This is a genomic window from Kutzneria sp. NPDC051319 (assembly GCF_040682195.1).
Classification (GTDB): domain Bacteria; phylum Actinomycetota; class Actinomycetes; order Mycobacteriales; family Pseudonocardiaceae; genus Kutzneria.
Genome location: NZ_JBFBAM010000103.1, coordinates 1 through 24,610, shown reverse-complemented (window position 1 = coordinate 24,610; position 24,610 = coordinate 1). Strand labels below are relative to the sequence as shown.

At 70.7% G+C, this 24,610-nt stretch carries 21 protein-coding genes, 1 tRNA gene and 1 pseudogene; 11 read left to right on the top strand and 12 right to left on the bottom strand.

Annotated features, from left to right (window positions below; all coding sequences use genetic code 11):
• Positions 1-997, top strand: a pseudogene (locus AB0M73_RS46150) (hypothetical protein); the annotation flags it as partial.
• A gap of 47 nt (positions 998-1,044) precedes the next feature.
• On the opposite strand, the gene AB0M73_RS46145 reads toward AB0M73_RS46150, so the two are convergent.
• The 4 genes from AB0M73_RS46145 to AB0M73_RS46130 form a co-directional block, all read right to left on the bottom strand.
• Complete coding sequence (locus AB0M73_RS46145) at positions 1,045-2,067, bottom strand: ferritin-like protein (protein WP_363905956.1); 1,023 nt, start codon at positions 2,065-2,067, stop codon at positions 1,045-1,047.
• Positions 2,068-2,313: 246 nt separating this feature from the next.
• Positions 2,314-2,385: transfer RNA gene (locus AB0M73_RS46140), tRNA-Val, on the bottom strand.
• Between the two features lie 46 nt (positions 2,386-2,431).
• Entirely contained in the window at positions 2,432-2,890 is a 459-nt protein-coding gene (locus tag AB0M73_RS46135; protein WP_043717704.1) for a peroxiredoxin, read from the bottom strand.
• Positions 2,891-2,954: 64 nt separating this feature from the next.
• Complete coding sequence (locus AB0M73_RS46130; RefSeq protein WP_043729525.1) at positions 2,955-3,386, bottom strand: DUF3052 domain-containing protein; 432 nt, start codon at positions 3,384-3,386, stop codon at positions 2,955-2,957.
• Between the two features lie 312 nt (positions 3,387-3,698).
• Here AB0M73_RS46130 and aceE point away from each other — a divergent pair, with 312 nt between their 5' ends.
• From aceE to AB0M73_RS46115, 3 genes are all read left to right on the top strand, one after another.
• Positions 3,699-6,476, top strand: a complete 2,778-nt coding sequence (gene aceE / locus AB0M73_RS46125) for a pyruvate dehydrogenase (acetyl-transferring), homodimeric type (RefSeq protein ID WP_043717706.1) — start codon at positions 3,699-3,701, stop codon at positions 6,474-6,476.
• Positions 6,477-6,561: 85 nt separating this feature from the next.
• Positions 6,562-7,173, top strand: coding sequence for an ABC transporter ATP-binding protein (locus AB0M73_RS46120; RefSeq protein WP_043717709.1), 612 nt, complete (start codon positions 6,562-6,564; stop codon positions 7,171-7,173).
• The gene (locus tag AB0M73_RS46115) at positions 7,170-8,540 is read left to right on the top strand and encodes a DUF6297 family protein (protein WP_363905952.1); all 1,371 of its coding nucleotides are present in this window, start codon (positions 7,170-7,172) and stop codon (positions 8,538-8,540) included. The genes AB0M73_RS46120 and AB0M73_RS46115 overlap by 4 nt, the downstream gene beginning before the upstream one ends.
• 85 nt (positions 8,541-8,625) lie before the next feature.
• Here the strand turns inward: AB0M73_RS46115 and AB0M73_RS46110 are convergent, their stop codons facing one another.
• The 3 genes from AB0M73_RS46110 to AB0M73_RS46100 form a co-directional block, all read right to left on the bottom strand.
• Entirely contained in the window at positions 8,626-9,408 is a 783-nt protein-coding gene (locus AB0M73_RS46110) for a lanthionine synthetase LanC family protein (protein WP_363905950.1), read from the bottom strand.
• A 118-nt stretch (positions 9,409-9,526) separates the two neighbouring features.
• Entirely contained in the window at positions 9,527-11,662 is a 2,136-nt protein-coding gene (locus tag AB0M73_RS46105) for a lantibiotic dehydratase (RefSeq protein ID WP_363905948.1), read from the bottom strand.
• Positions 11,659-12,417 (bottom strand): thiopeptide-type bacteriocin biosynthesis protein, encoded by a 759-nt coding sequence (locus tag AB0M73_RS46100; protein WP_363905946.1) that lies wholly within the window; start codon positions 12,415-12,417, stop codon positions 11,659-11,661. The genes AB0M73_RS46105 and AB0M73_RS46100 overlap by 4 nt, the downstream gene beginning before the upstream one ends.
• Before the next feature lie 104 nt (positions 12,418-12,521).
• Here AB0M73_RS46100 and AB0M73_RS46095 point away from each other — a divergent pair, with 104 nt between their 5' ends.
• Positions 12,522-13,394 carry a polysaccharide deacetylase gene (locus AB0M73_RS46095; protein ID WP_363905944.1) on the top strand — a complete coding sequence of 291 codons (873 nt, stop codon included), beginning with the start codon at positions 12,522-12,524 and terminating at the stop codon, positions 13,392-13,394.
• Here AB0M73_RS46095 and pnuC read toward each other — a convergent pair.
• From pnuC to AB0M73_RS46080, 3 genes are all read right to left on the bottom strand, one after another.
• Complete coding sequence (gene pnuC, locus AB0M73_RS46090; protein WP_363905942.1) at positions 13,356-14,006, bottom strand: nicotinamide riboside transporter PnuC; 651 nt, start codon at positions 14,004-14,006, stop codon at positions 13,356-13,358. The two genes, AB0M73_RS46095 and pnuC, sit on opposite strands and share 39 nt — an antisense overlap.
• Positions 14,007-14,261: 255 nt before the next feature.
• Entirely contained in the window at positions 14,262-15,038 is a 777-nt protein-coding gene (locus AB0M73_RS46085) for a hypothetical protein (protein WP_363905940.1), read from the bottom strand.
• A 268-nt stretch (positions 15,039-15,306) separates the two neighbouring features.
• Positions 15,307-16,803, bottom strand: a complete 1,497-nt coding sequence (locus tag AB0M73_RS46080; RefSeq protein WP_363905938.1) for an alpha/beta fold hydrolase — start codon at positions 16,801-16,803, stop codon at positions 15,307-15,309.
• A gap of 104 nt (positions 16,804-16,907) precedes the next feature.
• Here AB0M73_RS46080 and AB0M73_RS46075 point away from each other — a divergent pair, with 104 nt between their 5' ends.
• The 5 genes from AB0M73_RS46075 (at position 16,908) to AB0M73_RS46055 (ending at position 21,859) form a co-directional block, all read left to right on the top strand.
• Positions 16,908-18,098, top strand: coding sequence for a PucR family transcriptional regulator (locus AB0M73_RS46075; protein ID WP_043717716.1), 1,191 nt, complete (start codon positions 16,908-16,910; stop codon positions 18,096-18,098).
• A gap of 264 nt (positions 18,099-18,362) precedes the next feature.
• Positions 18,363-19,298, top strand: coding sequence for an ACP S-malonyltransferase (locus tag AB0M73_RS46070; RefSeq protein WP_363905958.1), 936 nt, complete (start codon positions 18,363-18,365; stop codon positions 19,296-19,298).
• Positions 19,295-20,281 carry a beta-ketoacyl-ACP synthase III gene (locus AB0M73_RS46065; RefSeq protein ID WP_363905936.1) on the top strand — a complete coding sequence of 329 codons (987 nt, stop codon included), beginning with the start codon at positions 19,295-19,297 and terminating at the stop codon, positions 20,279-20,281. The genes AB0M73_RS46070 and AB0M73_RS46065 overlap by 4 nt, the downstream gene beginning before the upstream one ends.
• A 68-nt stretch (positions 20,282-20,349) precedes the next feature.
• Positions 20,350-20,589 (top strand): acyl carrier protein, encoded by a 240-nt coding sequence (locus AB0M73_RS46060; RefSeq protein WP_043717724.1) that lies wholly within the window; start codon positions 20,350-20,352, stop codon positions 20,587-20,589.
• Positions 20,590-20,626: 37 nt separating this feature from the next.
• Entirely contained in the window at positions 20,627-21,859 is a 1,233-nt protein-coding gene (locus tag AB0M73_RS46055; RefSeq protein WP_043717727.1) for a beta-ketoacyl-ACP synthase II, read from the top strand.
• A 62-nt stretch (positions 21,860-21,921) separates the two neighbouring features.
• Here AB0M73_RS46055 and AB0M73_RS46050 read toward each other — a convergent pair whose 3' ends face one another.
• On the bottom strand, positions 21,922-22,518 hold the full coding sequence (locus AB0M73_RS46050; RefSeq protein WP_363905933.1) for a hypothetical protein: 597 nt from the start codon (positions 22,516-22,518) through the stop codon (positions 21,922-21,924).
• Between the two features lie 20 nt (positions 22,519-22,538).
• The gene (locus tag AB0M73_RS46045; RefSeq protein ID WP_232240814.1) at positions 22,539-23,042 is read right to left on the bottom strand and encodes a DUF3145 domain-containing protein; all 504 of its coding nucleotides are present in this window, start codon (positions 23,040-23,042) and stop codon (positions 22,539-22,541) included.
• A 328-nt stretch (positions 23,043-23,370) separates the two neighbouring features.
• Here AB0M73_RS46045 and AB0M73_RS46040 point away from each other — a divergent pair, with 328 nt between their 5' ends.
• A complete protein-coding gene (locus AB0M73_RS46040; RefSeq protein ID WP_363905931.1) occupies positions 23,371-24,540 on the top strand; it encodes a hypothetical protein in 1,170 nt (389 codons plus the stop codon).
• Positions 24,541-24,610: the final 70 nt, after the last annotated feature.

The window sequence follows — 24,610 nt, the reverse complement described above, 5'->3', positions numbered from 1 at the left end:
GTCGCCGATCGGCGACGTCTGCCAGGAGGTCCAGCGTTCCGGCCACCCCGACCGGTACGCGCCGCAGGCGGCTGACGCGCAACGCATCGTCGCCCGCCTGTGGGACGACCAGCCCGTCGACGAGGCCGCCCGTGGTCCACTGTGGAACCGAACGCGGTGGGCCGCAGGCACTTGGGACACCAGCGCCACCAAGGTCGACGGCAGCGCGAGCCTCACCGACACCGCAGTGGCCAGCGTGCCCAACAGCAACATGTACGCCTTCAACGTCGTCAAGGGCTCCGGCATCTGGTACCGCGGCCGCACCGCCGCCGGCGTCTGGGCCGCTTCGGCGACCCAGATCGACACCAACCCCAACATCACCGCCGTCGCCGCCGCCGGCCTCAACGACGGCACCCTCCACGTCTTCGCCGTCGTCCCCGGCTCCGGCGTCTGGCATCGCACCCGCGCCGTCGACGGCACCTGGTCCAACGCCGCCTTGGTCGACACAAACCCTTACACCGTGGCAATCGCCGCCGCAGCACTCCCCAACGGCACGCTCTCGCTGTTCACCGCCGTCCCCGGCAGCGGCGTCTGGGTCCGTGACCGCGCCACCACCGGAACCTGGGCCGCCTCGGCCACCCACATCGACACCGACCCGTACATCACCTCGGTGGCCGCCACCAGCCTGCCCAACGGCACCTTGCACGTGTTCAACCTCGTGTCGGGCAGCGGCGTCTGGTACCGCAGCCGCACCGCCGGCGGGACCTGGGACGCCGCAGCCGACCCCATCGACCTCAACGACTCGGTCAGTTCCGTCTCCGCCGCCGGTCTCCCCGACGGCACCCTTCACGTCACCACCGTGGTCCCGGGCAACGGCATCTGGGACCGCACCCGCACCGCCGCCGGCGCCTTCACCAACGCCACCCGCATCGACACCAACCCGAACGCCTTCGGCACCTACACCGCCGGCCTCAACAACGGCACCCTCCAGATCGGCGCCTTGATCGACGTCACGTAGCCGGCATCGAGCGGCGGTCGCGGGCGCCACCCGCCGACCGCCGCTCGCTACCGACGCGACTCCGGCGGCACGTACTCGAACGACGGCCCCGCAGTGGTTTTCCCGTCCCCCGTGGGCATCCTCATCAGCGCCGTGGCCTGTGCCTTGATCACGTACATGTGGCGCACCGCCGCGCCCATCTGCGTCGGGTTTCCGTTGAACGTCTCGTGCAGCAGGTACAGCAGCAGGCTGTAGGCGTTGTTGAAGTCCTCCTGCGCCTGCCGAATCGGGCTGCCTGCGGGGTAATCAGCAGTACGAGGGTTAGGCCGCATGGGCTGCACCCCGTCGTAGTCGACGCTGATCGCTTCACCTGTGGGCCCGCTCTGCGGCGTATCCCCACTCCGATACCGGCGGCCGTGCTTGAGCTCTTGGAACCGGTAGAAGTGCGCCACTTCTTCCCGATCCGGATGGAAGACGTCCCGATCCCCGTCCCACACCTCCGTCCGGGCCGCCCCTTCTCCTTGCTCCACGATCTCCGCCAGCGCCGCCAGCCCCGACTTCAGGTCCGTCACCGGGAAGACCCGCCCCGCACCTCCCCGGAAGTGCATCTCCCCCACCTGCCGGCCCGGATCCCCGGTGAAGACCGCCTCTTCCCCCAGCCTCTCGCACAGTTCCCGCAGCCCGCTCTCGATCGCCGCATAGAACTGCCCGATCGTCCGATACCTGTCCCCTTGCTCCGGCGCGTCCGCCGACGCCGGCCGCTCGATCGCCAGAAAGAGCTCCAGCGCCTCCGCCCCGAACGCCCTCAGGTGCACCTGCACAGACCCGTCGCTGTGCGGCAGCGGATGCGGATATCCCGGCAGCATCTCCGCACTGTCCAGCCTCGGCTCCCCGCCTACCGCGTTCAGCAGGTTCGCCGCCAGCGCCAGGTGCAGCATCTCCTCGATGAACACGCTCCCCACCACCCGCGCCACCTCGGGATTCCGCTCCCCGTCCACCGAGTACAGCGCGCACAGATACGGCGGGATCGTCGAGTGCTCCAACTCCACCGCCCACTGCAAATGCCTACGCAGCTCCTCCACCGTCTCCATCAGCCACCCCAAGTCTCGCCGTCCCCTCACCCCACTAAGACAGCGCCCACCCCTTACCTGTGACACATCACTTGGGGTCAAACAGCCAGCAAGACGCCAAACGGCAGCCGAACCACCACGATGGCGCAGCCGAGTCCGGGGGTGTGGGGGCGGAGCCCCCACGTCGGGGGTCTGGGGGTCGCCCCCCAGAAACGAGGACGGCCGACGCGGTCCGCGCTTTCTGCGGACACACGTCGGCCGAGGGCGTGGGCGCAGTAGGTTTCGAACCTACGACCTTCCGCTTGTAAGGCGGATGCTCTCCCACTGAGCTATGCGCCCGTGACTCCCGGGCCGGCATCGGCCGACCCGGGGTCATGGTCTCACGTCACAGTGCCTTCAAGGCGCGCTTCCACTGGTCCTGGTCGCGGGGCTCGCCGGGCTGGTTGGCCTCGGCAAAGCGGATGACGCCCTGTGTGTCGATGAGGAACGTGCCGCGCAGGGCCATGCCGGCCTTGTCGTTGAAGACGCCGTAGGCCTGGGCGGTGGCGCCGTGCGGCCAGAAGTCGGACAGCAGCGGGAAGGTGTAGCCCTCCTTCTCGGCCCAGGCTTTCAGGCTGAAGGGGGTGTCCACGGACACGCCGATGACCTGCACCTGGTCGTTCTGGTACTCGGCCAGGTCGTCGCGCACCTGGCACAGCTCTCCGGTGCAGACACCGCTGAAGGCGAACGGATAGAACACCAGCAGCACGTTCTTCGCGCCGCGGAACGACGACAGGGTGACTTCCTCCCTGTTGGCGTCCCTGAGCGTGAAGTCAGGGGCCTGGGTACCGACTTCCAGCGCCATGCTCGCGTTTCCTCCCGGTGGGCTCGGCAGTTGCCTGCCAAGCCTAGGCCACCGGTCGGCGAGGTCAGCGCTTGGTCTTGGCCGACTTCGGCGACACGAGCTTGATGCCCGCCCAGTCCTCGCCGACGCTCGCGTTGAGCGTCTGGGCCAGTCCGGCGGTGGGCACCGCCTCGGCGATGTCGCTGGGCTCCACGTAGCCGGTCCGGCCCGTCTTCGGGGTGAGCACCCAGATGACGCCGTCCTCGGCCAGCGGCCCGGTCACGTCCATCAGCGTGTCGACCAGGTCGCCGTCACTTTCTCGCCACCACAGCAGCACGACGTCGACGACATCGTCCGACTCCTCGTCGAGCAGGTCACCGCCGATCCTCTCCTCGATCGCGGCGCGGACGTCGTCGTCGACGTCCTCGTCCCAACCGATCTCCTGGACCACCATGTCCGGCTCGATCCCGAGCCTGTCGGCGACGCCGACCTTGCCAGCGTCTCCCGCGGCCACCACGGCTTCCACTCCTCCAAGCTATGCCAAGAGCGGCGACTGGGCAGTCGCCGCACCTGTATTCAACACCGGTCGCGGCTAGCGAACACTGAGGGTGGCCACCTGCGCAACCACCCACACCGTGACACACCGAAGACGACCCCGGGATCCGACCCCGCTTTGCCACCCGTTCGGGGCATCAGGCAAGCTCTACTTACCTCCTATACGCGCGCGCGAGCAGGCTACCGATCGGTAGCACGGACTGATGGCGACCAGCCAGCGCCGAATGAGGGAGGATGGCCGTGAACGAGTCGACACACCAGGCGAGGAGACCCCTTGGCCCCGCAGAGCAACGGCGCTGGCAACGCGAGCACCCCGGAGCGGGTCCGGGTCATCCGCGACGGCCTCGCCGCCCATCTCCCGGACATCGACCCCGATGAGACCGCGGAGTGGCTTGAGTCCTTCGACGGCGTGCTGAAGGGCGGCGGGCAGCAGCGTGCCCGCTACCTGATGCTGCGACTGCTGGAGCGAGCCCGGGAGAGCCGGGTGGGCGTGCCGTCGCTGACCAGCACGGACTATGTGAACACCATCCCCACCGAGCAGGAGCCGTGGTTCCCCGGCGACGAGGAGACCGAGCGCCGGTACCGGGCGTGGATCCGCTGGAACGCGGCCATGACGGTGCACCGGGCGCAGCGGCCGGGCGTCGGCGTCGGCGGCCACATCTCGACCTACGCGTCCTCGGCGACCCTGTACGAGGTCGGCTTCAACTGGTTCTTCCGCGGCAAGGACCACCCGGGCGGCGGTGACCAGGTCTACTTCCAGGGCCACGCCTCCCCCGGCATGTACGCCCGCGCCTTCCTGGAGGGCCGGCTGTCGGCCGAGCACCTGGACGGCTTCCGCCAGGAGTACTCGCACGCCGGCCCGGGCGGCGGCCTGCCGTCGTACCCGCACCCGCGGCTGATGCAGGACTTCTGGGAGTTCCCGACGGTCTCGATGGGCCTGGGCCCGATGAACGCGATCTACCAGGCGCGGTTCAACCGCTACCTGCGCGACCGCGGCATCAAGGACACGTCCGACCAGCACGTGTGGGCGTTCCTGGGCGACGGCGAGATGGACGAGGCGGAGTCGCGCGGCCTGATCCACGTGGCGGCCAACGAGGGCCTGGACAACCTGACCTTCGTGATCAACTGCAACCTGCAGCGCCTGGACGGCCCGGTCCGCGGCAACGGCAAGATCATCCAGGAGCTGGAGTCGTTCTTCCGCGGCGCGGGCTGGAACGTCATCAAGGTGGTCTGGGGCCGGGAGTGGGACTCGCTGCTGCACAGCGACCGCGACGGCGCGCTGATCAACCTGATGAACACCACGCCGGACGGCGACTACCAGACGTACAAGGCCAACGACGGCGCGTACGTCCGCGAGCACTTCTTCGGCCGCGACCCGCGGACCAAGGAGATGGTCGCGGCGATGAGCGACCAGGACATCTGGAACCTCAAGCGCGGCGGCCACGACTACCGCAAGGTGTTCGCGGCGTACAAGGCGGCGCAGGAGCACAACGGCCAGCCCACGGTCATCCTGGCCAAGACCATCAAGGGCTACGGCCTGGGCCCGCACTTCGCCGGCCGCAACGCCACGCACCAGATGAAGAAGATGACCCTGGAGGACCTCAAGCTCTTCCGGGACGAGCTGCGCATCCCGATCACCGACGCCGACCTCGAGCGCGACCCGTACCTGCCGCCGTACTTCCACCCGGGGCCGGACTCGCCGGAGATCCAGTACGTGCTGGAGCGCCGCCGCCAGCTGGGCGGCTTCGTGCCGGAGCGGCGCGGCAAGTCCAAGGCGCTGGTGCTGCCGGGCGACAAGGTCTACGACACGATCCGCCGGGGCTCGGGCAAGCAGGAGGTGGCCACCACCATGGCCATCGTCCGGCTGATCAAGGACCTGATCAAGGACCCGGAGATCGGCGGCCGGATCGTGCCGATCATCCCGGACGAGGCGCGGACCTTCGGCATGGACGCCATGTTCCCGTCGCAGAAGATCTACAACCCGCACGGGCAGCTCTACACCTCCGTGGACGCCAAGCTGATGCTGGCGTACAAGGAGAGCGAGCACGGCCAGATCCTGCACGAGGGCATCAACGAGGCCGGCTCCACGGCGTCGTTCACCGCGGTGGGCACCTCCTACGCCACCCACGGCGAGCCGATGATCCCGATCTACATCTTCTACTCGATGTTCGGCTTCCAGCGGACCGGCGACGGCCTGTGGGCGGCCGCCGACCAGATGGCCCGCGGCTTCGTGCTCGGCGCCACCGCGGGCCGCACCACGCTGACCGGCGAGGGCCTGCAGCACGCCGACGGGCACTCGCTGCTGCTGGCGGCGACCAACCCGGCGGTCGTGGCCTACGACCCGGCCTGGGCGTTCGAGATCTCGCACATCGTCAAGGACGGCCTCCGCCGCATGTTCGGCGACAACGCGGAGAACGTCTTCTACTACCTGACGATCTACAACGAGCCGGTGCAGCAGCCGGCCGAGCCGGAGAACCTGGACGTCGAGGGCCTGCTGCGCGGTCTGTACCGCTACGCGACGGCCCCCGGCGCCACCGGCCCGCGGGCGCAGATCCTGGTCTCCGGCGTCACCATGCCGGACGCCGTGAAGGCGCAGGCGCTGCTGGCCGAGGAGTGGGGCGTGCAGGCCGACGTGTGGTCCGCCACGTCGTGGGCCGAGCTGCGCCGCGACGCCGTCGAGGTGGACCGGCACAACATGCTGCACCCCGAGGCCGAGCCGCGGGTGCCGTACGTGACGCAGGTGCTGTCCGAGGCGGCCGGCCCGGTCGTGGCGGTGTCGGACTACATGCGCGCTGTGCCGGACCTGATCCGCCCGTGGGTGCCGACGGACATGGTGTCGCTGGGCACGGACGGCTTCGGCTTCTCCGACACCAGGCCGGCGGCGCGGCGGCACTTCCTGGTGGACGCGCAGTCGATCGTGGTCGGCGTGCTGACCGCGCTGTCCCGCCGCGGCGAGATCGACCACGACAAGGTGGTCGAGGCGACCCGCCGGTACCGGTTGGACGACCCGCAGGCCGCGGGCCCGTCGACCACGGATTCCGGCGCCGCCTGAGCCCCTGGGGCTTATGCAGGGAAGGACGCCTTACCCTCGCTCAATGCGGGTAAGGCGTCCTTCCCTGCATCAAGGGGGGGTCGACGTGTTGCGGGTGGAAGGGCTGAGCAGAGGGTTCAGCGGACTGCTGGTGCTGCACGAGCTGAGTTTCGAGCTGGCGCCCGGGGAGGGCGCGGCGGTGGTGGGGCCGAACGGCTCCGGCAAGACGACGCTGCTGCGGTGCGTGGCCGGCACCGATCTGCCGGACGCCGGGCGGATCACGATGAACGGGTTCCCGGTGCTGGAGACGTCGCCGGACACGCGCGCGGCGATGGCCTGCGTGCTGGACGACGTGGACTTCTTCCCGGACCTGTCGGTGGGCGAGCACCTGGCGCTGTGCGCGCTGGCCCACGGCGCGCCGGTGGAGATCGTCGAGCCGGTGCTGGCCGAGCTGGGCATCACCGAGCAGCGGGACCAGCTGCCGGCGACGCTGTCGTCCGGTCAGAAGCGGCGGTTGGCGCTGGCCAGCTGTTTCGTGCGGCCGCGGTCGCTGCTGGTGCTGGACGAGCCCGAGCAGCGGCTGGACGTCGAGGGGCGGGCCTGGCTGGCGTCGCGGCTGAACGCCGAGAAGGCCAACGGGGTGTCGGTGCTGATGGCCTCGCACGACCCGGAGCTGATCGAGGCCGTGGCCGACGTGTACATCGAGGTCGGGCTGTGACTGTGGTCACGGCTCGGGCCGTGCGTTCGGAGCTGCGGTCGATGCGGCGGCGCCGCAACCCGCGCTCGATCTTCCGTCGGCTGTACGACTTCTCCGACACCGCCTTGTACCTCGCCATAGCCGGCGGGCTGGTGACCGAGGCCGTGATCAAAACCCGGTCGGCGCCCGCGCTGTCGGTGGCCCCGACCCCGCACACCGCCGCGACCGTGTCGTGGATGGCTGTGGCGATCGCTGTGGCGGCCGTGGCCGCGTTCGGGCAGGCGCTGCTGGCAGTGGGGCCGATCTGGGCGGGTTCGGCCACTCAGACGTGGATTCTGGCCAGTCCCGTCGACCGGCGGTCGGCGCTGCTGCCGACGTACGTGCGGACGCTGCTCATCGCCGGGGTCGGCGGGGCGCTGCTGGCCGGCGGGCTGACGGCGATCTACCCGCCGTGGCTGGTGAATCTGCTGTCGAACGGGATCAGCGGGTTTCTGGCGGCGGTGATCCTGGTCGCCGTCACCATCGAGGCTCAGACCCGGGCGCGGGCGGTGCCGTTCGCGGTGCTGCTGGGTGTCGCGGTGGTGATGGGCGGCGTCGTGGCGTTGCAGCTGAACGTGCCGAGCCTGGCCGTGTCGATGGATCTTGTGCCTCGCGTGCTGGCGCTGCCGGCGTTGTTGGCCGTGCGGGTCGGATGGGTGGCGTTGCGGCGGCTGCACCGCGGCGCGCTGTCCGCCGGCACCGATCTCGTGCAGGCCGCCGCCGTTTCCTCGGTGTGGCTGGACCTGTCGCTGGTGTCGTCGGCGTTGATGCTGCGCCGGGCCCGCCGCATCGGGCGGGTTCGTTCCGTACGCCTGCGTGGCAGCCGGGCCTTCGCGTTCGTCCTCGCCGATGTGGCCCGTCTGCGGCGGTATCCCGCCACCATCGCCGTGTGGGTGGCCCTGCTGCCGGTGCCGTTCTTCGCCGCCGTGTCGTTGCCGCCCATCGCCGTCGGGCCGGTGCAGTTGCTCTTCGCCTACGCCGCCGCCGACCGCTTCGCCGGCGGCCTGCGCACCATCAGCGGCTCCCCCGCCCTGCGTCGGTCCCTCGGCGGCACCGACGGCGAGTTGAAGGCCATCCACCTGACGCTGCCGGCCGTCGGGGCCGTGGTCTGGTGCGCGCTGACCTCCTTCGCCCTGCCCCTCGCGCCGTCGGTGACGACCGTCATCTCCGCCGCCGGGGCCGTGGTCGTCGTCTACGCCATGGCCACCCGCAAGCCCATGGACTACGGCGGCGGCGCCATCTTCGACAGCGGCTTCGGCGTCGTCCCGGTCAACCTCATCCGCCAACTCGTCCGCGGCCCCGCCATCCTCGTCGGCCTAGCCGCCCTCCAACTCATAGCCACCCAGTAACCCCCGCGAGTCCCGCTTAGCGTCACACCGAAATGCCGAATCCGTTTCACACATTCGGTGTGACTGTGGGCGGGACTCGCGGGGGTCAGTGCAGGCCTAGGGAGCGGAGCCAGCGGGGGTTGGCGCCGTCGACGGTGAGGAGGGCGGCCAGGACGCCGCTGGCGCCGGTGAGCAGGGTCTCGTCCAGCGACGGGAGCAGGTCCAGGCGTTCCAGCAGGTACGCCTGCATCAGGTCCCGGAGGCCGACGGCGCCGGTGATACCGGAGCGGGCGAAGGCGTCGGCGATGAGCAGAACGCCGGCGGCGCCGTGGCAGATGCCCAGGCGGTCGGCGTCGCGGCCGTAGAGGTTCACCTCGGGATCGAAGGTCTGGCACAGGATCCGCACCAGTCGCACGGCATCGGCCCGGGCGCCGGCGGTCCACAGGGCCCAGGCGATGCCGGGAATGCCGTAGCACCAACCCTGCCGACGTTGATCCACAAAGGACTGCTCCAGCAACCATGAGATGAGATCCGGCTGCGGCGACACGAGGAGCACGCCGGCGGCGCCATGGGCCAGGCCGGTGTCCTCGCCCGCGAACCACACCGGCTGCGGGTAGCCGGCCAGGCAGGCGCCGACCGCGCCGGAGACCAGGTCGAACTCCTCGAACCGCCGCTCCCCCAGCCAGCCGGAAACCCGTTGCGACAGGCGGGAAACGGGCGGATGCATCGCCGCGAGCAGTTCCAGGCCGAACAGGGTTCCGGCCATGCCGCCGTGCAGGCCGACGCGAGGCATCGGTCGCACGGCGGCATCGAGCCAGTCGGGCACAGCGGATCGCACGGCGGCCCGCACCGTGCGATCCGACGAGCCGGCCAGCAGCGTCGCAAGCACGCACGGACCCAGGTCCGGCGAGCCCGCGGCGCGACTCAGCAGTGCCAGTGACTCATGTCGCAACCGACGAGCGAGCAGATCGCCGAGTCCGGCGCGCGGCCCTCCGGGACGACATCGGTCATCCGGGTGTCCAGTTCCGCGATGAGGCGGTCCAGTTCGGTGACGGCCAAGACGGATTCCATCCACTTTCCCCTTCCTGATTCCCCACCGCGGCGGCGGTGGTGGCTCGGCGGTGCGACAGCCGCATCAGCAGCTGGCCCGCGACGGGCTCGCCGCGGTCGTCCCGCAGCGGCGGGTGGTCCGGGTCGGGCAGCATCTCCTCGACGACGATTTCGTCGGGCGAGAGCCGGGAAAGGTCCCGCAGTGCCGCCAGGCTGTGCAGATCTACCGGCCGCGGCCGATGTCCGGCCGCCCGTGCGAACACGAAGCGCGGCAGGTCGAGCGCGGCCAGATCATGGAAGTTCCGCGGCGTGGGAATTCGCCAGTGCCGGCCCGAGAGCACGAGGCCGCCGGCGATCTCTATGCGTGGCAGGAAATCCCGCTCCGGGAAGGCCGCCATGCGGTTGCCGAACGAGATCGACGGGCCTCGCGGCGCGGCGGCGGTGAGCAGGGCGACGACCACTCCCCATGGCCCGATCGGCGTACGAGTCGCGTGATACATGGGCCACAACACCGCGCCGGACGGATCCTCGGCCACGATCCGGTTGTCGACCCGACGGAGGGTGATCCGGTCCAGCGGCAGGTATCGCCCGACTGCGGGCAAGTAGCTCGAATGATCAGCGTCACCGGTCCATAGTGGACAGTATGAGGGTCTTCGCACCGCGTTGGCGGCACGGTCGTCAAGTGGCGGCACGAGGATCTCCACGGTCCGGGCGCCCTCGTCCAATGCCTTGCGAGACAGGAATTCCCGGTAGGAACGGACCTGTGGCGGCTCGCCGCCGAGTTCCGTCAGCGCGGACGCGAAGCGGGCGTCCACCACGCCGGCCGGGGCGATCGCCTCCAGCACGGCCCGCTCGACTCCCGGGGCCATCGGCCGGACCAGGCAGTCCAGCGGCCACTCCGGCAGCTCGGCCGGCGGCAGGCCCATCTCGTCGAGCAGGTGCGGCGTCAGGACTTCGGGCAGGTCCGGCGATCTTCGCCGTTCGGACGACTCCGTCGGCGCGCCGGCCATGAACTCGGCCACGAGATCGGTGACGGGTCTTGGCGCGGAGCCGATCAACGACAGCACCGGATGGTCAGCTGGCCGCGGCAGCACGTCGACCAGCCGCAACGCCTGCAGGGCAAGGGAACTGGTCCGAGCAACGAAGTCGACCGGCACGGGGCCTTCGACGGACCGGTAGACGTCGACGAACCCGTCGAGGGGAACGGTCCAGCTCGATCGCGGCGGCCGGGACAGCTGGAGCACGCCCAGATCGACCAGGTGCTTCATGAAACCCTGCAGCACATCGCCGGAATCCGGGGCCAGTCGGCGGCTCAGCTCGTCGACGTCGTGCACGCCGTCGGCCAGCACGTTGCGGATCGCGTCCAGCAGCGGCGTCCGCCGGACCTCGACCACGCGGGTCGGCGACCAGCAGCGCAGGCGGTCCCCGTCGACCCAGGTCAGCCCGTTCAGGGTGATGGTCGAGCCGTCGAGGCCAGCCTGTCTTCGGTCGGCGTTGATGTTGCTCACCCACTGCGCCGAGCATGCCCCGACCGACGGCCACGCTGCCGTCTCCGCCACCTCGGCCGACCCGACGTGGGCGAGGTAGCCGCGTGGGGTCGGCTTGGTGGCGCCACGGGCGATCATGCGCAGCAGGTGCTCGGACCGCTGCCGCAAACGCTTGCCACCCCAGTTCTCCTCGGCCTCGACCCGCCGCGAGAGCTCACCGACCAGCTCCGGCACGGCCCGCGCCACGGCCTCGTCGACCTGCGACCAAGGCAGCCTTCGCAGCCGCTCACGCTCCCGATCGATGCCTTCGTTCACCGCCGCCCGCCGCAGTTCGAGCGCCATGGACCAGGCCACCGCACGGGACAGCTCCGGCATCGCGCTCGACACGGGACGGCCGTTGTGCAGGGCCCGACGCAGAGCCAGCAGCTCTGCCCGTTCCTCGGCCTCGGGGATCACCGTGCCGAGCCAGTCGGCCAGCGAGCGGGCGTACGCGGCGTACTCCGCCTCCTCGGCCAGCAGTTCTCGCAGGTCAGCGACCAGTTCCGGGTTGCCGGCGGTGGTCCACAGACGCATCGGCAGCCCGGCCACCCGCAACAGCACACTCATGCGCCGGCCAGCGCTTCGGTGATCAGGGCCTGCCTCGCGGCGCTCAGCCGACCCCGGTTCCAGTGGAAGATCACGTAGTAGGGCGCGACTTCGGCGGCGTCGACGCCAACCCGCTCCAGCGCCACCCGCCAGCTCCGCGCGGCCGGCTCGACCGGCGCTCGCGTCGTCTCCCACACGGCCCGCAGCTCCGCGCAGGCGACCTCGACCGATTGGTCCTTGAGCGACACCCGCCGGCCGCAGTCGTCCCGCACGCGCGGCCACGCCTGGCAGCACAGGCCGAGCCCGCCGAACACGGATCGCAGCAGCCGCATGGACACCAGCCACGCCGGCAACACCGGCCGCGCGTGATGATCCAGCCAGGCCACGGAATCCACCGTGAACAGGCGGTGCACGTGGTGCATCGACGCCGATCCGCCGAACAGGGCCGCCTCGGGTTCGTACACGCCGGGCACGATCCCGTCGACCAGGCCGTCCTCGCGCCAGCGCCGGGCCAGCCGGTTCGTCTCGGCCCGCACCCACGACTCGCGGCCGGGCGCGGCGGCGAACCGGACCCGCAGGCCGGGCGGCTTGTGCATGAAGAAGAAGTCGGTGATCCGGTCGCCCGCGAGCATCTCTCGCACTGCCACCAGAAGTTCGGCGTAGAGGCCGGTTTTCGGCCCACTCAGGCCCCATTGCGTCCACGTCGGCGCGGCCGTGTCGCGCAGCGCGGCCAGACCGCCGGCCAGGAAGGTGAGCCGTTCTTGCTGTGACAGCACAGTTTCACCTCCGTCCGGCCGGGTTCCTCCTCGACGTTAGGCGAACTTCGCGAGTTGTCCACAGGTGGTCAGTCGAAGGTGTGAACGGGTCTAACCTGTCGCTCATGGTGACCGGACAACCCTGGGAATGGCCGGAAACGGCCTGGCGGCAACAGGTCGGCCGGGTGCGCGCGGGCCGCAGCCTGCGCCCCGACCACTGGCCGGACGGGCGGCGGGCGGCGGTGGCGCTGTCCTTCGACTCCGACCACGAGACGATTCCGCTGCGGGACGGGGAGTTCAGCCCCTGCCAGCTTTCACAGGGCGAGTACGGCAGCCGCGTCGCCGTGCCGAAGATCCTAAACTTGCTGGCCGCACACGGAATTCCGGCCACGTTCTTCGTGCCGGCGGTGTCCGCCCTGCTGCATCCGGCCGACATCGGGGCGTACGTGGACAACGGGCACGAGGTGGCGCTGCACGGCTGGATCCACGAGCGCAACACCGCGCTGCCGCCCGGCGTCGAGCGTGACCTGGCGTTCCGCGCCGCCGACACGCTCGAACGGCTGAGCGGAACGCGGCCGGTCGGGCTGCGGACGCCGTCGTGGGACTTCAGCGCGGACACCCTGGCCGTGATCAGGGAGCTGGGGCTGCGCTACGACTCGTCGCTGATGGCCGACGACGACCCTTACGAGGTGGTGGCCGACGGCGAGCCGACCGGGCTGGTGGAGATCCCGGTGGAGTGGATCCGCGACGACGCCCCGTTCTTCCCGCGCGACCCGGCCCGGCCGAGTGTGCCGCCCCGCCAGATCCTGGCCGTCTGGCGGGACGAGTTCGACGCGGCCTACGCCGACGGGGGTCTGTTCCAGCTCACGATGCACCCGCACGTGATCGGGCACCGGTCGCGGTTCGTGGCGCTGCGTCAGCTGGTCGAGTACATCGCCGGGCACAACGTGTGGTTTGCGTCACATGCCGACGTTGCCGACTGGTGTCTGCGCGGGTGAGGCCTGGGCGACCGCGCGGGCGCTTCGGGTCCAGTCCCGCCAGCCCTTGATCACCAGGGCGGTGAACACGATGTAGACGCTGGCGCTGAAGTACAGGCCCGACGCGATCTGCAGCGGCACGCCGATGGCGTCGACCAGCAGCCAGACCAGCCAGAACTCGACCAGGCGCAGTCCCTGGGCGCCGTAGGCCACGGCCGTGCCGATGAAGATCGCCGCGTCCGGCCACGGCGCCCAGGACGCGTCGGTCGCGGTCAGCAGCAGGGCCATGCCGACCGTGCCGACGACCAGGACGGCGGCCAGCGCCCCCAGCTCGGGCCAGGTGGAGCGGCGGACGACCACGCCGTACTCGGCGTCTCGGCGGCGGGTCCAGGCCCACCAGCCGTAGACCGAGATGGCCAGCACGATGACCTGGCGCAGGGCCAGTCCGCCCAGGTGGGCCGAGGTGTACACGGAGAACAGCAGGATCGCGGCGGCGATCTGCACCGGCCAGGTCCACAGCGTTCGGCGTTGAGCGAGGAACACCACCGCCACCGCGCCGATCTGGCCCAGCAGCTCCGCGAACGAGATGTGCTCGCCCAACAGCGTCAACCCGTGCTCCAACAACCAGTTCACCTGGTCAGCCCCCTTCCGGCTCCGGTCCGGGGGCTGGTCACGCGCGCACGCCAGTGGCGGACGTGTGCGCGCCTCTCATCCGGACTGTCACCGTCGGCCCCGGAGTTCCACCGGATCGGCCACCCTTGCGGGCGGTTCGCGGGCTGTACCGCCGGTTCTGCCGAAAAATTCAACACTGCACACCAGGCCCCGGAGCGCACGTCTCCTAACCAGAGAACATAAGCCCCGGGGCCGGGTATTCCGGAGGGATTTAGCTCACTCGGGCGGCGATTGGTCAGGACGGGGGAACCCCTCGGCCGGCGTCGGCGTGTCCGAGCCCGGCGGCTGGTTGCGCTCCCAGGGCGCGTCGTGCGTCGCCGGGTTGGCCGGCCGGTTGGCCGCCTCGGCCTGGGCCCGGGTCAGCCAGTGCTCCCACCGTGACTGCATCGGCCGCACCAGGCCGCCGCCGACACCCACGACCAGGATGCCGCCGACCGTGGCCAGCGCGAAGATCAGGATCGGCTCCGTCACCGTCGTCGCGATGCCCAGCTGGTTCAGCGCCGCGATGATCCCCAGCGCCAGCAGGAAGGCGTACGTCACCGTGCCCAGCAGCTGGCCGTGCTGCCGGCCGGCCAGCGCACCCGTGACCAGGGTGCGCACCACCCGGGCGATCGCCGACGCGATCAGCACCAGGATGATCGCCACCACCACTCGCGGCAGGTAGGCGATGACCTGGTTGAGCAGGTCGCTGATCGGGTTGCCGTTGCCGAACACCGCGAACGCGTAGTTCAGCGCGATCAGCATGACGAAGTAGAAGACCAGCTGGACGATCAGCTTGCCCGCGTCCACCGGCGACTTCGGCCCGCCCAGCCCCGACCGCTCCACCAGTCTGGCGAAGCCGGTCTTGGCCAGCAGAACCTCGACCGCTTTGCTCAGTGCCTTGGCCACCAGCCAGCCGACCAGCAGCACGAGCAGAAAGCCCACCAGCTTCGGCACGAACGTGGTGATCAGCGCCCACGCGTCGCCCAGTCCCTGACTGAGTTGATCGCCCATCACCGGATCGTTTCGCACCGTCCTGTGTGGAGCAACTCGACACGGTTGGCACGAAAGAGGGAACCGCGTGGCGGTACGGGCGGAGATGATCCACAGTGGACATACCGGTGGGGACCGGGGAGAGGGAGGCCGCCCAGCGCGCAACCGCGCGGGCGGCCTCCGGCACTTCCGAGCAGGTTTCACCCGCCGGCACGACCTCACCCCCGCGAGTCCCGCGCTCGGGCAGGCATGTGTTGAGTTGATGGCTGCCTGAGCGCGGGACTCGCGGTTAGAAAGGGGCCAAGGCTGCCAGGTAGTTCTGGACGGACTGGCCCAGGGTGGCAGCGCGGGTGGGGGTGTCGGGGCGGGGAGAGCCGGGGCAGACCGAGGAGCTGTCGGGGAGGACTCCGGCGACGAAGTAGCGGTTGATCTTTTCGGTGGCACAGGGGTTGGTGCCGTATTCGCCGTGGGCGCCCTCATCGGAAACGGTGATGAGGTTGTCACGGAGCCGAGAGGCCATGGCGGGGCCGCCGGCGTAAGCGGTCTGGGTGTCACCCTCGGCCTGCACCACCACGCCGACGGGATAGCCGTTGCGGGACAAAGAGACCGGGGCCTCGACCGGAGAGTAGGACCGATAGGTGCAGGTGGTGGGCGCGGCGCGGAGAACGCCGTAGCCGTAAGGGAAGTTATCCCGGTACGAGCGCATGTCCTGGTAGTAGGTAGAAAGGTCGGTGGGCCAGTCGGCCTCACAGGTGACGGTGTCGAAGACACCGGCCTGCATGGAGTCGAGGCCCCGCTGGGCCAAGGCCAAGCCGGCGCCGACGGCGTCACCCAAGGCGGGACCGGAACCTGAACGCACCGCGGCCAACAGCTGGGCCAGATCCGACCACAAAGGACGGTACCGGGCGCCCTCGCCGACGGTGCCGTCGAGAACGCTGCGGTTGAACTTGCCGACCGGGGACTTGGCCACGGCGACGGCGATCTGCTCGACGGAGGCCAACACGGCGGCGCGGCCGACGCCGAGACCGAACGCGCCGTTGCGGTCGCCGACCCACGAGGCCCAGGCGTCCACATCGGACCGGTAGGCCGAGGCCTGCTCCAGGAACTGCTGACGCCAGATCCACTCGGGGTGCACCGACGAGTCCAGGACCGACAGGTTCAGCCGATCGGGGAACAAACTCCCATAGACGGCCCCGAGATAGGTGCCGTAGGAGTAGCCCAGATAGTTGATCTTCGGCACGCCCAGGGCCGCCCGGATCCGGTCCATGTCGCGGGCGGTGTCCCGGGTGTTGACGAACGGCCGGATGCCGCCGCCGGCCTGGGCGCAGGCGTCCTCGGACGAACGGGCATCGGCGGCCCACAAGGCGAACTGGTCGTCCGCCGGCCGGGAATCCAGCGACGCCAGGCCGACCGGCTTCAGACAGCGCAGGGCGGTCGACGCGCCGACGCCGCGAGGGTCGAAGCCGACGAGATCGTAGTACTGGCCGAGCGGGGTGTGGTCGGCGATGTAGCGCGGCATGGCAAGCCCGCTGCCGCCGGGACCACCGGGATTGATGAGCAGCACTCCCTTGTGGTGCGCGGGATCGGACGCCGCGCGACGGCTGACGACCACGGCGATGGTGCCCTGGTCGGGATGGGCGTAGTCCAGGGGAACGGAAAGCGTGGTGCATTCGAGTGCGGCGAGCGCGCCGGGGCAGGGAGCCCACACGACCCGCTCCGCGCGTGCCGGCGTGACCAGCAGTGCGACGGCGAGCAGGCTGAGCGCGACGGGCAGCAGTCTTCGCAAGACGACCTCCTCCAAGGCTTCGACACCGCCGAACATAGGGGCGATTTCCCGGCACGAGCCGGTTGTTCCTTCGGACGGGTGGGTGGCGTGCGAAGCTGGGAACCATGAGTGAACTGGCGTGGGACTCGCTGTCCGCGGAGACGCTGCGCCGACTGGAACACGCCTCGGGCCGGCTGGCCACCGGCACGATCGGCGAGATGGAGGAGCGGCTGCCGTGGTTCCGGCGGCTGCCGGCCGACCAGCGGGCCAGCGTGCTGATGGTCACCCAGACCGGGGTCGCCGGCTTCGTGTCCTGGCTGCGTGACAACAAGCAGGCGATCCGTCTGACGGCCGAGGCCTTCCGCTCCGCCCCCAAGGACATGTCACGGTGGGTGAGCCTGCGTCAGACCGTGGAACTCGTCCGGGTGGCGTTGGAGGTCTTCGAGCGCATGCTGCCGGAGATCGCCGCCGACGAGAAGGAACGAGCCCAGCTCACCGAGGCGGTCCTGCGCTACGGCCGGGAGATCGCCTTCGCCGCCGCCACCTCCTACGCCGCCGCGGCCGAGGCTCGCGGCGCCTGGGATGCCCGGCTGGAGGCGTTGATCGTGGACGGCATCGTCCGTGGCGACGCCGAGGAGTCGCTGCTGTCCCGCGCCTCGGCGCTCGGCTGGGAGCAGTCGGCCGAGGCGACGGTGCTGGTCGGCAACCCGATGTCGACCGAGCCGACCCGGGTGGTGTTCGACGTGCGCAGCCGCGCCGCCCGGGTGCACCGCCCGGTGCTGCTCAGCGTCCAGGGTTCACGGCTGGTGGTGGTGCTCGGCGGCTCCGAGGACGAGGCCCGCGGCCACGAGGTGCTGACCAAGATGGCCGAGGCGTTCGGCCCCGGCCCGGTGGTGGTCGGCCCGACGGTCGACAGCATCGCCGAGGCCCACCGCAGCGCCTCCGACGCCCTGTCCGGGCTGCGGGCCGTCGTCGGCTGGCCGACCGCGCCACGGCCGGTGCGGTCGCTGGACCTGCTGCCGGAGCGGGCCCTGGCCGGCGACCCGGAGGCGGAGTGGCAGCTGATCGACCGCATCGCCCGCCCGCTGGAGGAGGCCACCGGCGGCCTGATGGCCACGGTCGACGCCTTCCTGGAGACGGGTGGTGTGCTGGAGGCGTGCGCCCGCAACCTGTTCGTGCACCCCAACACCGTCCGCTACCGGCTCAAGCGGGTCACCGAGCTGACCGGCCGCAACGCCAACGATCCCCGTGACGCCCTGGTGCTGCGGGTGGCGCTGACGGTGGGCCGCCTCGCCAAGGCCCGCGGCCTGTGGTGACCAACGGTGTGAAGGGACCATTCCTGAACTCCGAGTAGAGGAATGGTCCCTTCCGAACATCAAGGGCTTGACACAGTGGGAGTCAGCGGCCGAACGGAGCAGCGGGACCCGGCGGGAGTGAGCAGCGCCTCAGGGGTATTGTGCGACGCCTTCGACAACCCAGCCGGCCGCTCAGTGGTCATATTCCGGCAACCTTTGTAGGGTTCCTACAACGCTGACCACCGGACTTCGTCGGTGGCGACATCACACCGCGCCGCCGCGACCGTGTTCAGTGAGCGGGTGATCGCGCTCCTAGCCCCCGGACAGGGGTCCCAGGCTCCCGGCATGCTCGCTCCATGGCTCGAACTGGACGGCGTGGCGGAGCTGATCGCCGGCTGGTCCGAGACCACCGGCCTGGACCTGGCCCGGCTCGGCTCGACGGCGGACGCCGAGGAGATCAAGGACACCGCGATCACGCAGCCGCTGATCGTCGCGCTGACGCTGGTGGCCTTCCGCGAACTCCAGCGCCGCGTCACGGTGCCGAACGCGGCTCCGGTCGCCGGTCACTCCATCGGCGAACTGGCCGCCTCCGCGATCACGGGCGTGCTCTCCATGGACGACGCGGTGGCGCTGGCCGCGGTGCGTGGCCGGGCGATGGCCGACGCGTGCGCGCTGGAGCCGACCGGTATGGCGGCGGTGATGGGCGGCGAGGCCGATGAGCTGCTGGCCCGTCTCGACGAGTACGGCCTCGTGCCGGCCAACCGCAACGGCGCGGGCCAGACCGTGGCGGCGGGGTCGCTGACCGCGCTGCAGAAGCTGGCCGACGAGCGTCCGGCCGGCACCAAGGTCGTGATGCTGAAGGTGGCGGGCGCCTTCCACACGCACTACATGGACCCGGCGCGGGACACGCTGCGGGAGCGGGCCGCCGGTGTCACCACAGCCGACCCGACCCACCCGCTGCTGTCCAATGCGGACGGTTCCGTCGTGACCAGCGGCGCCGAGATGCTCGGCCGCCTGGTCGCCCAGGTGACCCTGCCGGTGCGCTGGGACCTGTGCATGGACACGCTGGCCCGCTCCGGCGTGACGACCACCATCGAACTGGCCCCGGGCGGCGCGCTCACCGGACTGGTCAAGCGGCAGCTCAAGGGCGTCGTGACCAACCCGATTGCCATCAAGACCCCGGCGGACCTGGACAAGGCAGTGGAGGCGGTGCAGCAGTGAGTGAGCGTCCCAGGTTGATCGGCCGTGCCGGCCCGGCCGGCACGCGGTTGCTGGGCTTCGGCAGCGCGCAGGGCAACCGGGTCGTCACCAACGACGACATCGCGGCGATGGGCGTCGACACCAACGACGAGTGGATCCGCCAGCGCGTCGGCATTATCGAGCGCCGGTTGGCCGATCCCGACCAGTCGCTGGTGGACATGGCCGTCGAGGCGGGCGCCAAGGCGCTGGCCGACTCGGGCATGTCGCCCGAGGAGATCGACACGGTCATGGTGGCCACCTGCACCATGCCGGGCAACATCCCCAACGCCGCCGCGCAGACCGCGGACCGGATCGGCGTCAGCTCGCCGGCCGCGTTCGACCTGAACGCCGCGTGCGCCGGCTTCCCGTACTCGCTGACCGTGGCCAGCGACATGATCCGCGGCGGCAGCGCCAACAAGGTGCTGGTGATCGGCGCGGAGCGGTTCACCGACTGGGTGGACTGGTCCGATCGCGGCAACTGCATCATCTTCGCCGACGGCGCGGGCGCCTGCGTGGTCGGCGCGTCCGACGAGCCGCTGATCGCGCCGGCCGTGCTGGGCAGCTCGGGCGACCTGGTCGACATGATCGGGCTGACCGAGAACGGCCACATCTTCCAGGAGGGCCAGTCGGTCTTCCGCTGGGCCACCACGCAGATCGCGCCGATCGCCGAGCGCGCGGTCGAGGCGGCCGGGGTGAAGCTGTCCGACATCGACGTGCTGGTGCCGCACCAGGCCAACCTGCGCATCGTGGAGCACATCGCCAAGAAGCTGCGGGCCCGTGGCGCCCGGGAGGACCTCGTCGTCGCCGACGACATCGTCCACTCCGGCAACACCTCGTCCGCCTCGATCCCGATGGCCATCGACCACATGCGGGCGGCCGGCCGGATCGCCAGCGGCGACGTGATGCTCCTGGTCGGCTTCGGCGCCGGCCTGTCCTACTCCGGCCAGGTGGCCGTCTGCCCGTGACCGCGGGCGCAAGAACTTCCGGCGGGCGACCCGCGTCGTCGGGAATCACGAGGAAAGGAACCACCAAGGTGGACAACGAGGAGATCCGCACCGGGCTGGCCGAGATCGTCGAGGAGGTCGCCGGTGTCGCCGTCGACGACGTGACGATCGAGAAGTCCTTCGTCGACGACCTGGACATCGACTCGCTGTCCATGGTGGAGATCGCGGTGCAGGCCGAGGACAAGTTCGGCGTGAAGATCCCGGACGACGAGCTGGCCAACCTCAAGACCGTCGGCGACGCGGTGAACTACATCGCCAGCAAGGTCTGAGCTGTTCACGAACGAACTGTTGTAGAGCGGAGGCGCAGTGAGCTCTGTCGACGTCGTCGTCACCGGTGTCGGCGCGACGACCCCTCTGGGCGGGGACGTCGCGTCCACCTGGGACGGCCTGCTCGCCGGCCGCAGCGGGGTGTCGACCCTGGACGCGGACTGGGTGCACAAGTACGAACTGCCGGTGCAGATCGCCGCGCAGCTCAAGGTCGACCCCACCGAGATCCTGCCCAGGGTCGAGGCCCGTCGGCTCGACCGCAGTGAGCAGGTCGCCATGGTGGCGTCCCGGCAGGCTTACGCCGACGCCGGTCTCGACGAGAACGCCGTGGAGCCGGAGCGGCTCGCGGTGATCATCGGCACCGGCATCGGCGGCGCGCTCACCCTGCTCTCGCAGGACGACCTGCTGGAGACGGCGGGCCTGCGCAAGGTGTCGCCGCTGACCGTGCCGATGCTGATGCCCAACGGCCCGGCCGCGCACGTCGGGCTGTGGGCCAAGGCCCGGGCCGGGGTGCACGCCCCGGTGTCGGCCTGTGCCTCCGGCGCGGAGGCGATCGCCTGGGCGTACCGGATGATCCGCAGCGGCGAGGCCGACGTGGTCATCGCGGGCGGCGCCGAGGCGTGCATCACCGGCATCACCATGGCCGGCTTCGCGCAGGCCAGGACCATGTCCACCCGCAACAGCGAGCCGGAGAAGGCCTCGCGGCCGTTCGACGGCGAGCGCGACGGCTTCGTGCTCGGCGAGGGCGCGGGCATCATGGTGCTGGAGCGGGCCGACTTCGCGAAGGCGCGCGGCGCCAAGGTGTACGCCCGGCTCGCCGGCATCGGCACCAGCTCGGACGCGCACCACATCACCGCGCCCGACCCGGAGGGCAACGGCCAGCTGCGGGCCATCCAGGCCGCCATGCGCAACGGCGAGCTGTCCGCCTCCGACATCGGGCACGTGAACTGCCACGCCACCTCCACCCCGGTCGGCGACACGATCGAGTCGATCGCCATCAACCGGGCGATCGGTGCCCACCCGCTGCTGACCGCGCCGAAGGGCTCCTTGGGGCACCTGCTGGGCGCGTCGGGCGCGGTGGAGGCGATCGCGACCGCGCTGTCGGTGCGGGACAACGTGATCCCGCCGACCGCGAACCTGGAGAACCCGGACCCGGCGCTGCTGCACGAGGTCGTCGCCGGTCAGCCGCGCAAGATCGAGCTGAACGCCGCCATCAACGACTCGTTCGGCTTCGGCGGCCACAATGTGGCGCTGGCCTTCACCAAGGCCTGAGCCAGAACGGCAGTGTCAGACCCGAGAGGGGCCCTTCCCGTGTCTGGGGGAAGGGCCCCTTCTCATGCGTCGCACTTCTTCTTCACGATGGACGGACTGTCGATCCGGAAGCCGTTGCCCGATTTCACCATCGGCCACACCATCCACCAGTTGATGCACGGCGCCTTCAGATCGGGCGGCGCGTTGGTGACGTCCTGCCGGCTGGTGAAGGAACCGAACACGTCCGCGCCATTGGCGGTGGCCTCGATGCGGTAGACCTTCATGTCCGAGTCCTTGGTGGTCCTGAAGCCGTCCCGCCAGTTGTACTCGGTCTGCTGCGAGGTCACGTTGGGCGTCATGGTCTGCTTCCACAGGCCGTAGTTCTGGTCGTTGACCGCGTTGAAGTAGTTCTGTATCGCGCTCTGGACCGGCTTGAACTGCGGGTCGTTCCTCGCGAACGGCGTGAAGATGACCGAGTGCGGGTCCCCGGTGCCCGGATCGCTGGTCGCCTCGGGCGTGCTCGTCACGGCGGGCGGCAGCTGGGTGGCGGCCGGCGGCTTGGTCGAGGCGTAGACCTGGCGGGCGATCAGGCCGCCCACCAGCGCGCAGACGGCGACGAGCAGCGTGATCGGGATCAGCCAGGTCAACGTCGACCGGTTGGGTGAGGCCTGCGGGGTCACACCATCGAGAGTGCCACGGCTCACCCGACCCGGTGCAACCAGGTCACCGGCGCGCCGTCGCCGGCCCGGCGGAACGGTTCCAGCGCGTCGTCCCAGGGCTTGCCGAGCAGGGAGTCGACGCCGTGCGCGAAGGACTCGCCGGCCCTGGCCTTGGCCGCGAGCGCCCGCAACTGGTCCTCGGCCACCACGACGTCGCCGTTGGCGGCGGCGCGGGCGTGCCAGAGCCCGATGCCGGGGGCGAAGCAGAAGCGCTCGCCGTCCACACCGGGGCTCGGGTCCTCGGTGACCTCGAACCGGATCATGGGCCACGCCTTGAGCGCGCCGGAAAGCTGCGCGCCCGTGCCCGGGTCGCCGGTCCACGCGCATTCCGCGCGCAACTGGCCGGGCGCGGCCGGCTGCGCCGACCACCGCAGATCCGCCCGGACCCCGAGGGTGCCCGAGATGGCCCACTCGACGTGCGGACAGACCGCAGACGGCGACGAGTGGACGTACACCACGCCACTGGTCTTGCCACGGTTGTTCACTGCTGACCTCCGCACCTGCCGAGGGACGTCTTCCCCTACGCCCTCACACGTGTCGGTGACCACCAGCGGATCAAGCCGATGCGCCATTCTGCCCTGGGTTCGGGCCCAGCCGCCACCGCAACGGGCACATCGCGGCCCAGAGATCACCCGAGCGAGGGGACATCGACACGGGTGAGGTCGATCACAGACCAGCCTCGGCGAGCCCGCGACGCGGCTCCCTGTGCTCGACGGTGACCTCGCAGCTCGGTCACGCCCGGGAGTCGGCGTCACCATCGGGGCCGGTTACCGTTGTGCCCTCGGGATGTCCAGCAGCTGGGGAGGTGGCGCCGTGCGCCTGGTGCGACTGGGCGACGCGCAGTCCGCGGTGGCGGCCGACGTCAAGGCCGCGCTGGCCTCGTGGGGCGGCGGCGACGCCGTGCTCGGCGGGGTCGCCCTGGCCGGCTACCTGCCGCCGGGCCGGTCGCGGCCGGTGGACATGGTGCTGGTGCTGCCCAACGCGGTCGTGGTGATCGCCGGCGTCGACCTGCCCGATCCGGCGATGCGGCTGGACGCGCCGGTCACCGGGCAGTGGAAGATCGACGGCTGGCCGCTGGTCGGGCCCGATCCGACGCTCAACCCGGCGGCCGAGGCGGTCGGCGTGACCGAGGCCGTGGCCGAGGCCGTGCGCGAGACCGGCTTACCCGTTCGGCTGATTCTGGCCATCGGCCCTTACGTCGGTCAGGTGACGCAGCCGCAGATGGATGTCGACCGGGGCATCCGCGTCCTGCACCCGATGCCGACCACGCTGCTGGCCGCCGTGCGCGATGTCGCCGCGGCCGCGCCGGCGCTGACCGCCGAGCAGGCCGGCGGTCTCCTCATTCATCTGTGCCCGGACGAGCGGTTCGCCACCGACGAGCTGGTCGCCGAGGGCTTCGCCCTCGCCAAGGCCGCCCCGGCCGAGCTGCCGGCGAAGAAGCGCCGCCGCTGGCTGCCCATCGGGGCAGCGGCGTTGATCGGGGCCCTGGCCGTCGGCAGCGTCATCGCCGCCCTCACCACCGGCGGCAGCACGCCCGCCGCTCCACCACAGGCCACCGCCGGGTACACGAAGGTCGACGCCGCCGACGACGGCGGCCACTGCGCCGAGCACGCGTACGGGGACGTGCAGGTGTGGCTGAGCCACAACCAGTGCGTGAACCTGCGGCGGTGGAACTACCGGGCCGAGAACGCCGGCGACCCGGCCGGCGTGGCCGTGGCCGAGATCCGCTTCGTGGGGGCCGAGCCGGCGGCGCAGTTCCAGTCCCTGGCCGAGCAGCCCGGCACCGGTGGCATCACCGAGCTGCTCAAGGAGCGCCCGTGGCCGGGCGGCCCGACGTCGTTCGATCGCGCCGCCTTCACCAGCAACCGCTCCGGCGGCACCGTGCGGCTCGTGGAGACCGTCTGGATCGGACGCCCCAGCGCCGCCGACGACCCCGCCCTCAAGTCCATCGCCCAGCGCACCCTGAACCTGGCGCTGTCCTGATGCAGGGAAGGACGCCTTACCCGCGTTGAACGAGGGTAAGGCGTCCTTCCCTGCATCAAGGCCTCAGAGG

Bases quoted from the DNA above. Each gene is read 5' to 3' on its own strand.
- AB0M73_RS46145 (WP_363905956.1), bottom strand. From the start codon at position 2,067: ATGGAGACGGTGGAGGAGCTGCGTAGGCATTTGCAGTGGGCGGTGGAG.
- AB0M73_RS46135 (WP_043717704.1), bottom strand. From the start codon at position 2,890: ATGGCGCTGGAAGTCGGTACCCAGGCCCCTGACTTCACGCTCAGGGAC.
- AB0M73_RS46105 (WP_363905948.1), bottom strand. From the start codon at position 11,662: ATGAGTGTGCTGTTGCGGGTGGCCGGGCTGCCGATGCGTCTGTGGACC.
- AB0M73_RS46095 (WP_363905944.1), top strand. From the start codon at position 12,522: ATGGTGACCGGACAACCCTGGGAATGGCCGGAAACGGCCTGGCGGCAA.
- AB0M73_RS46085 (WP_363905940.1), bottom strand. From the start codon at position 15,038: ATGGGCGATCAACTCAGTCAGGGACTGGGCGACGCGTGGGCGCTGATC.
- AB0M73_RS46075 (WP_043717716.1), top strand. From the start codon at position 16,908: ATGAGTGAACTGGCGTGGGACTCGCTGTCCGCGGAGACGCTGCGCCGA.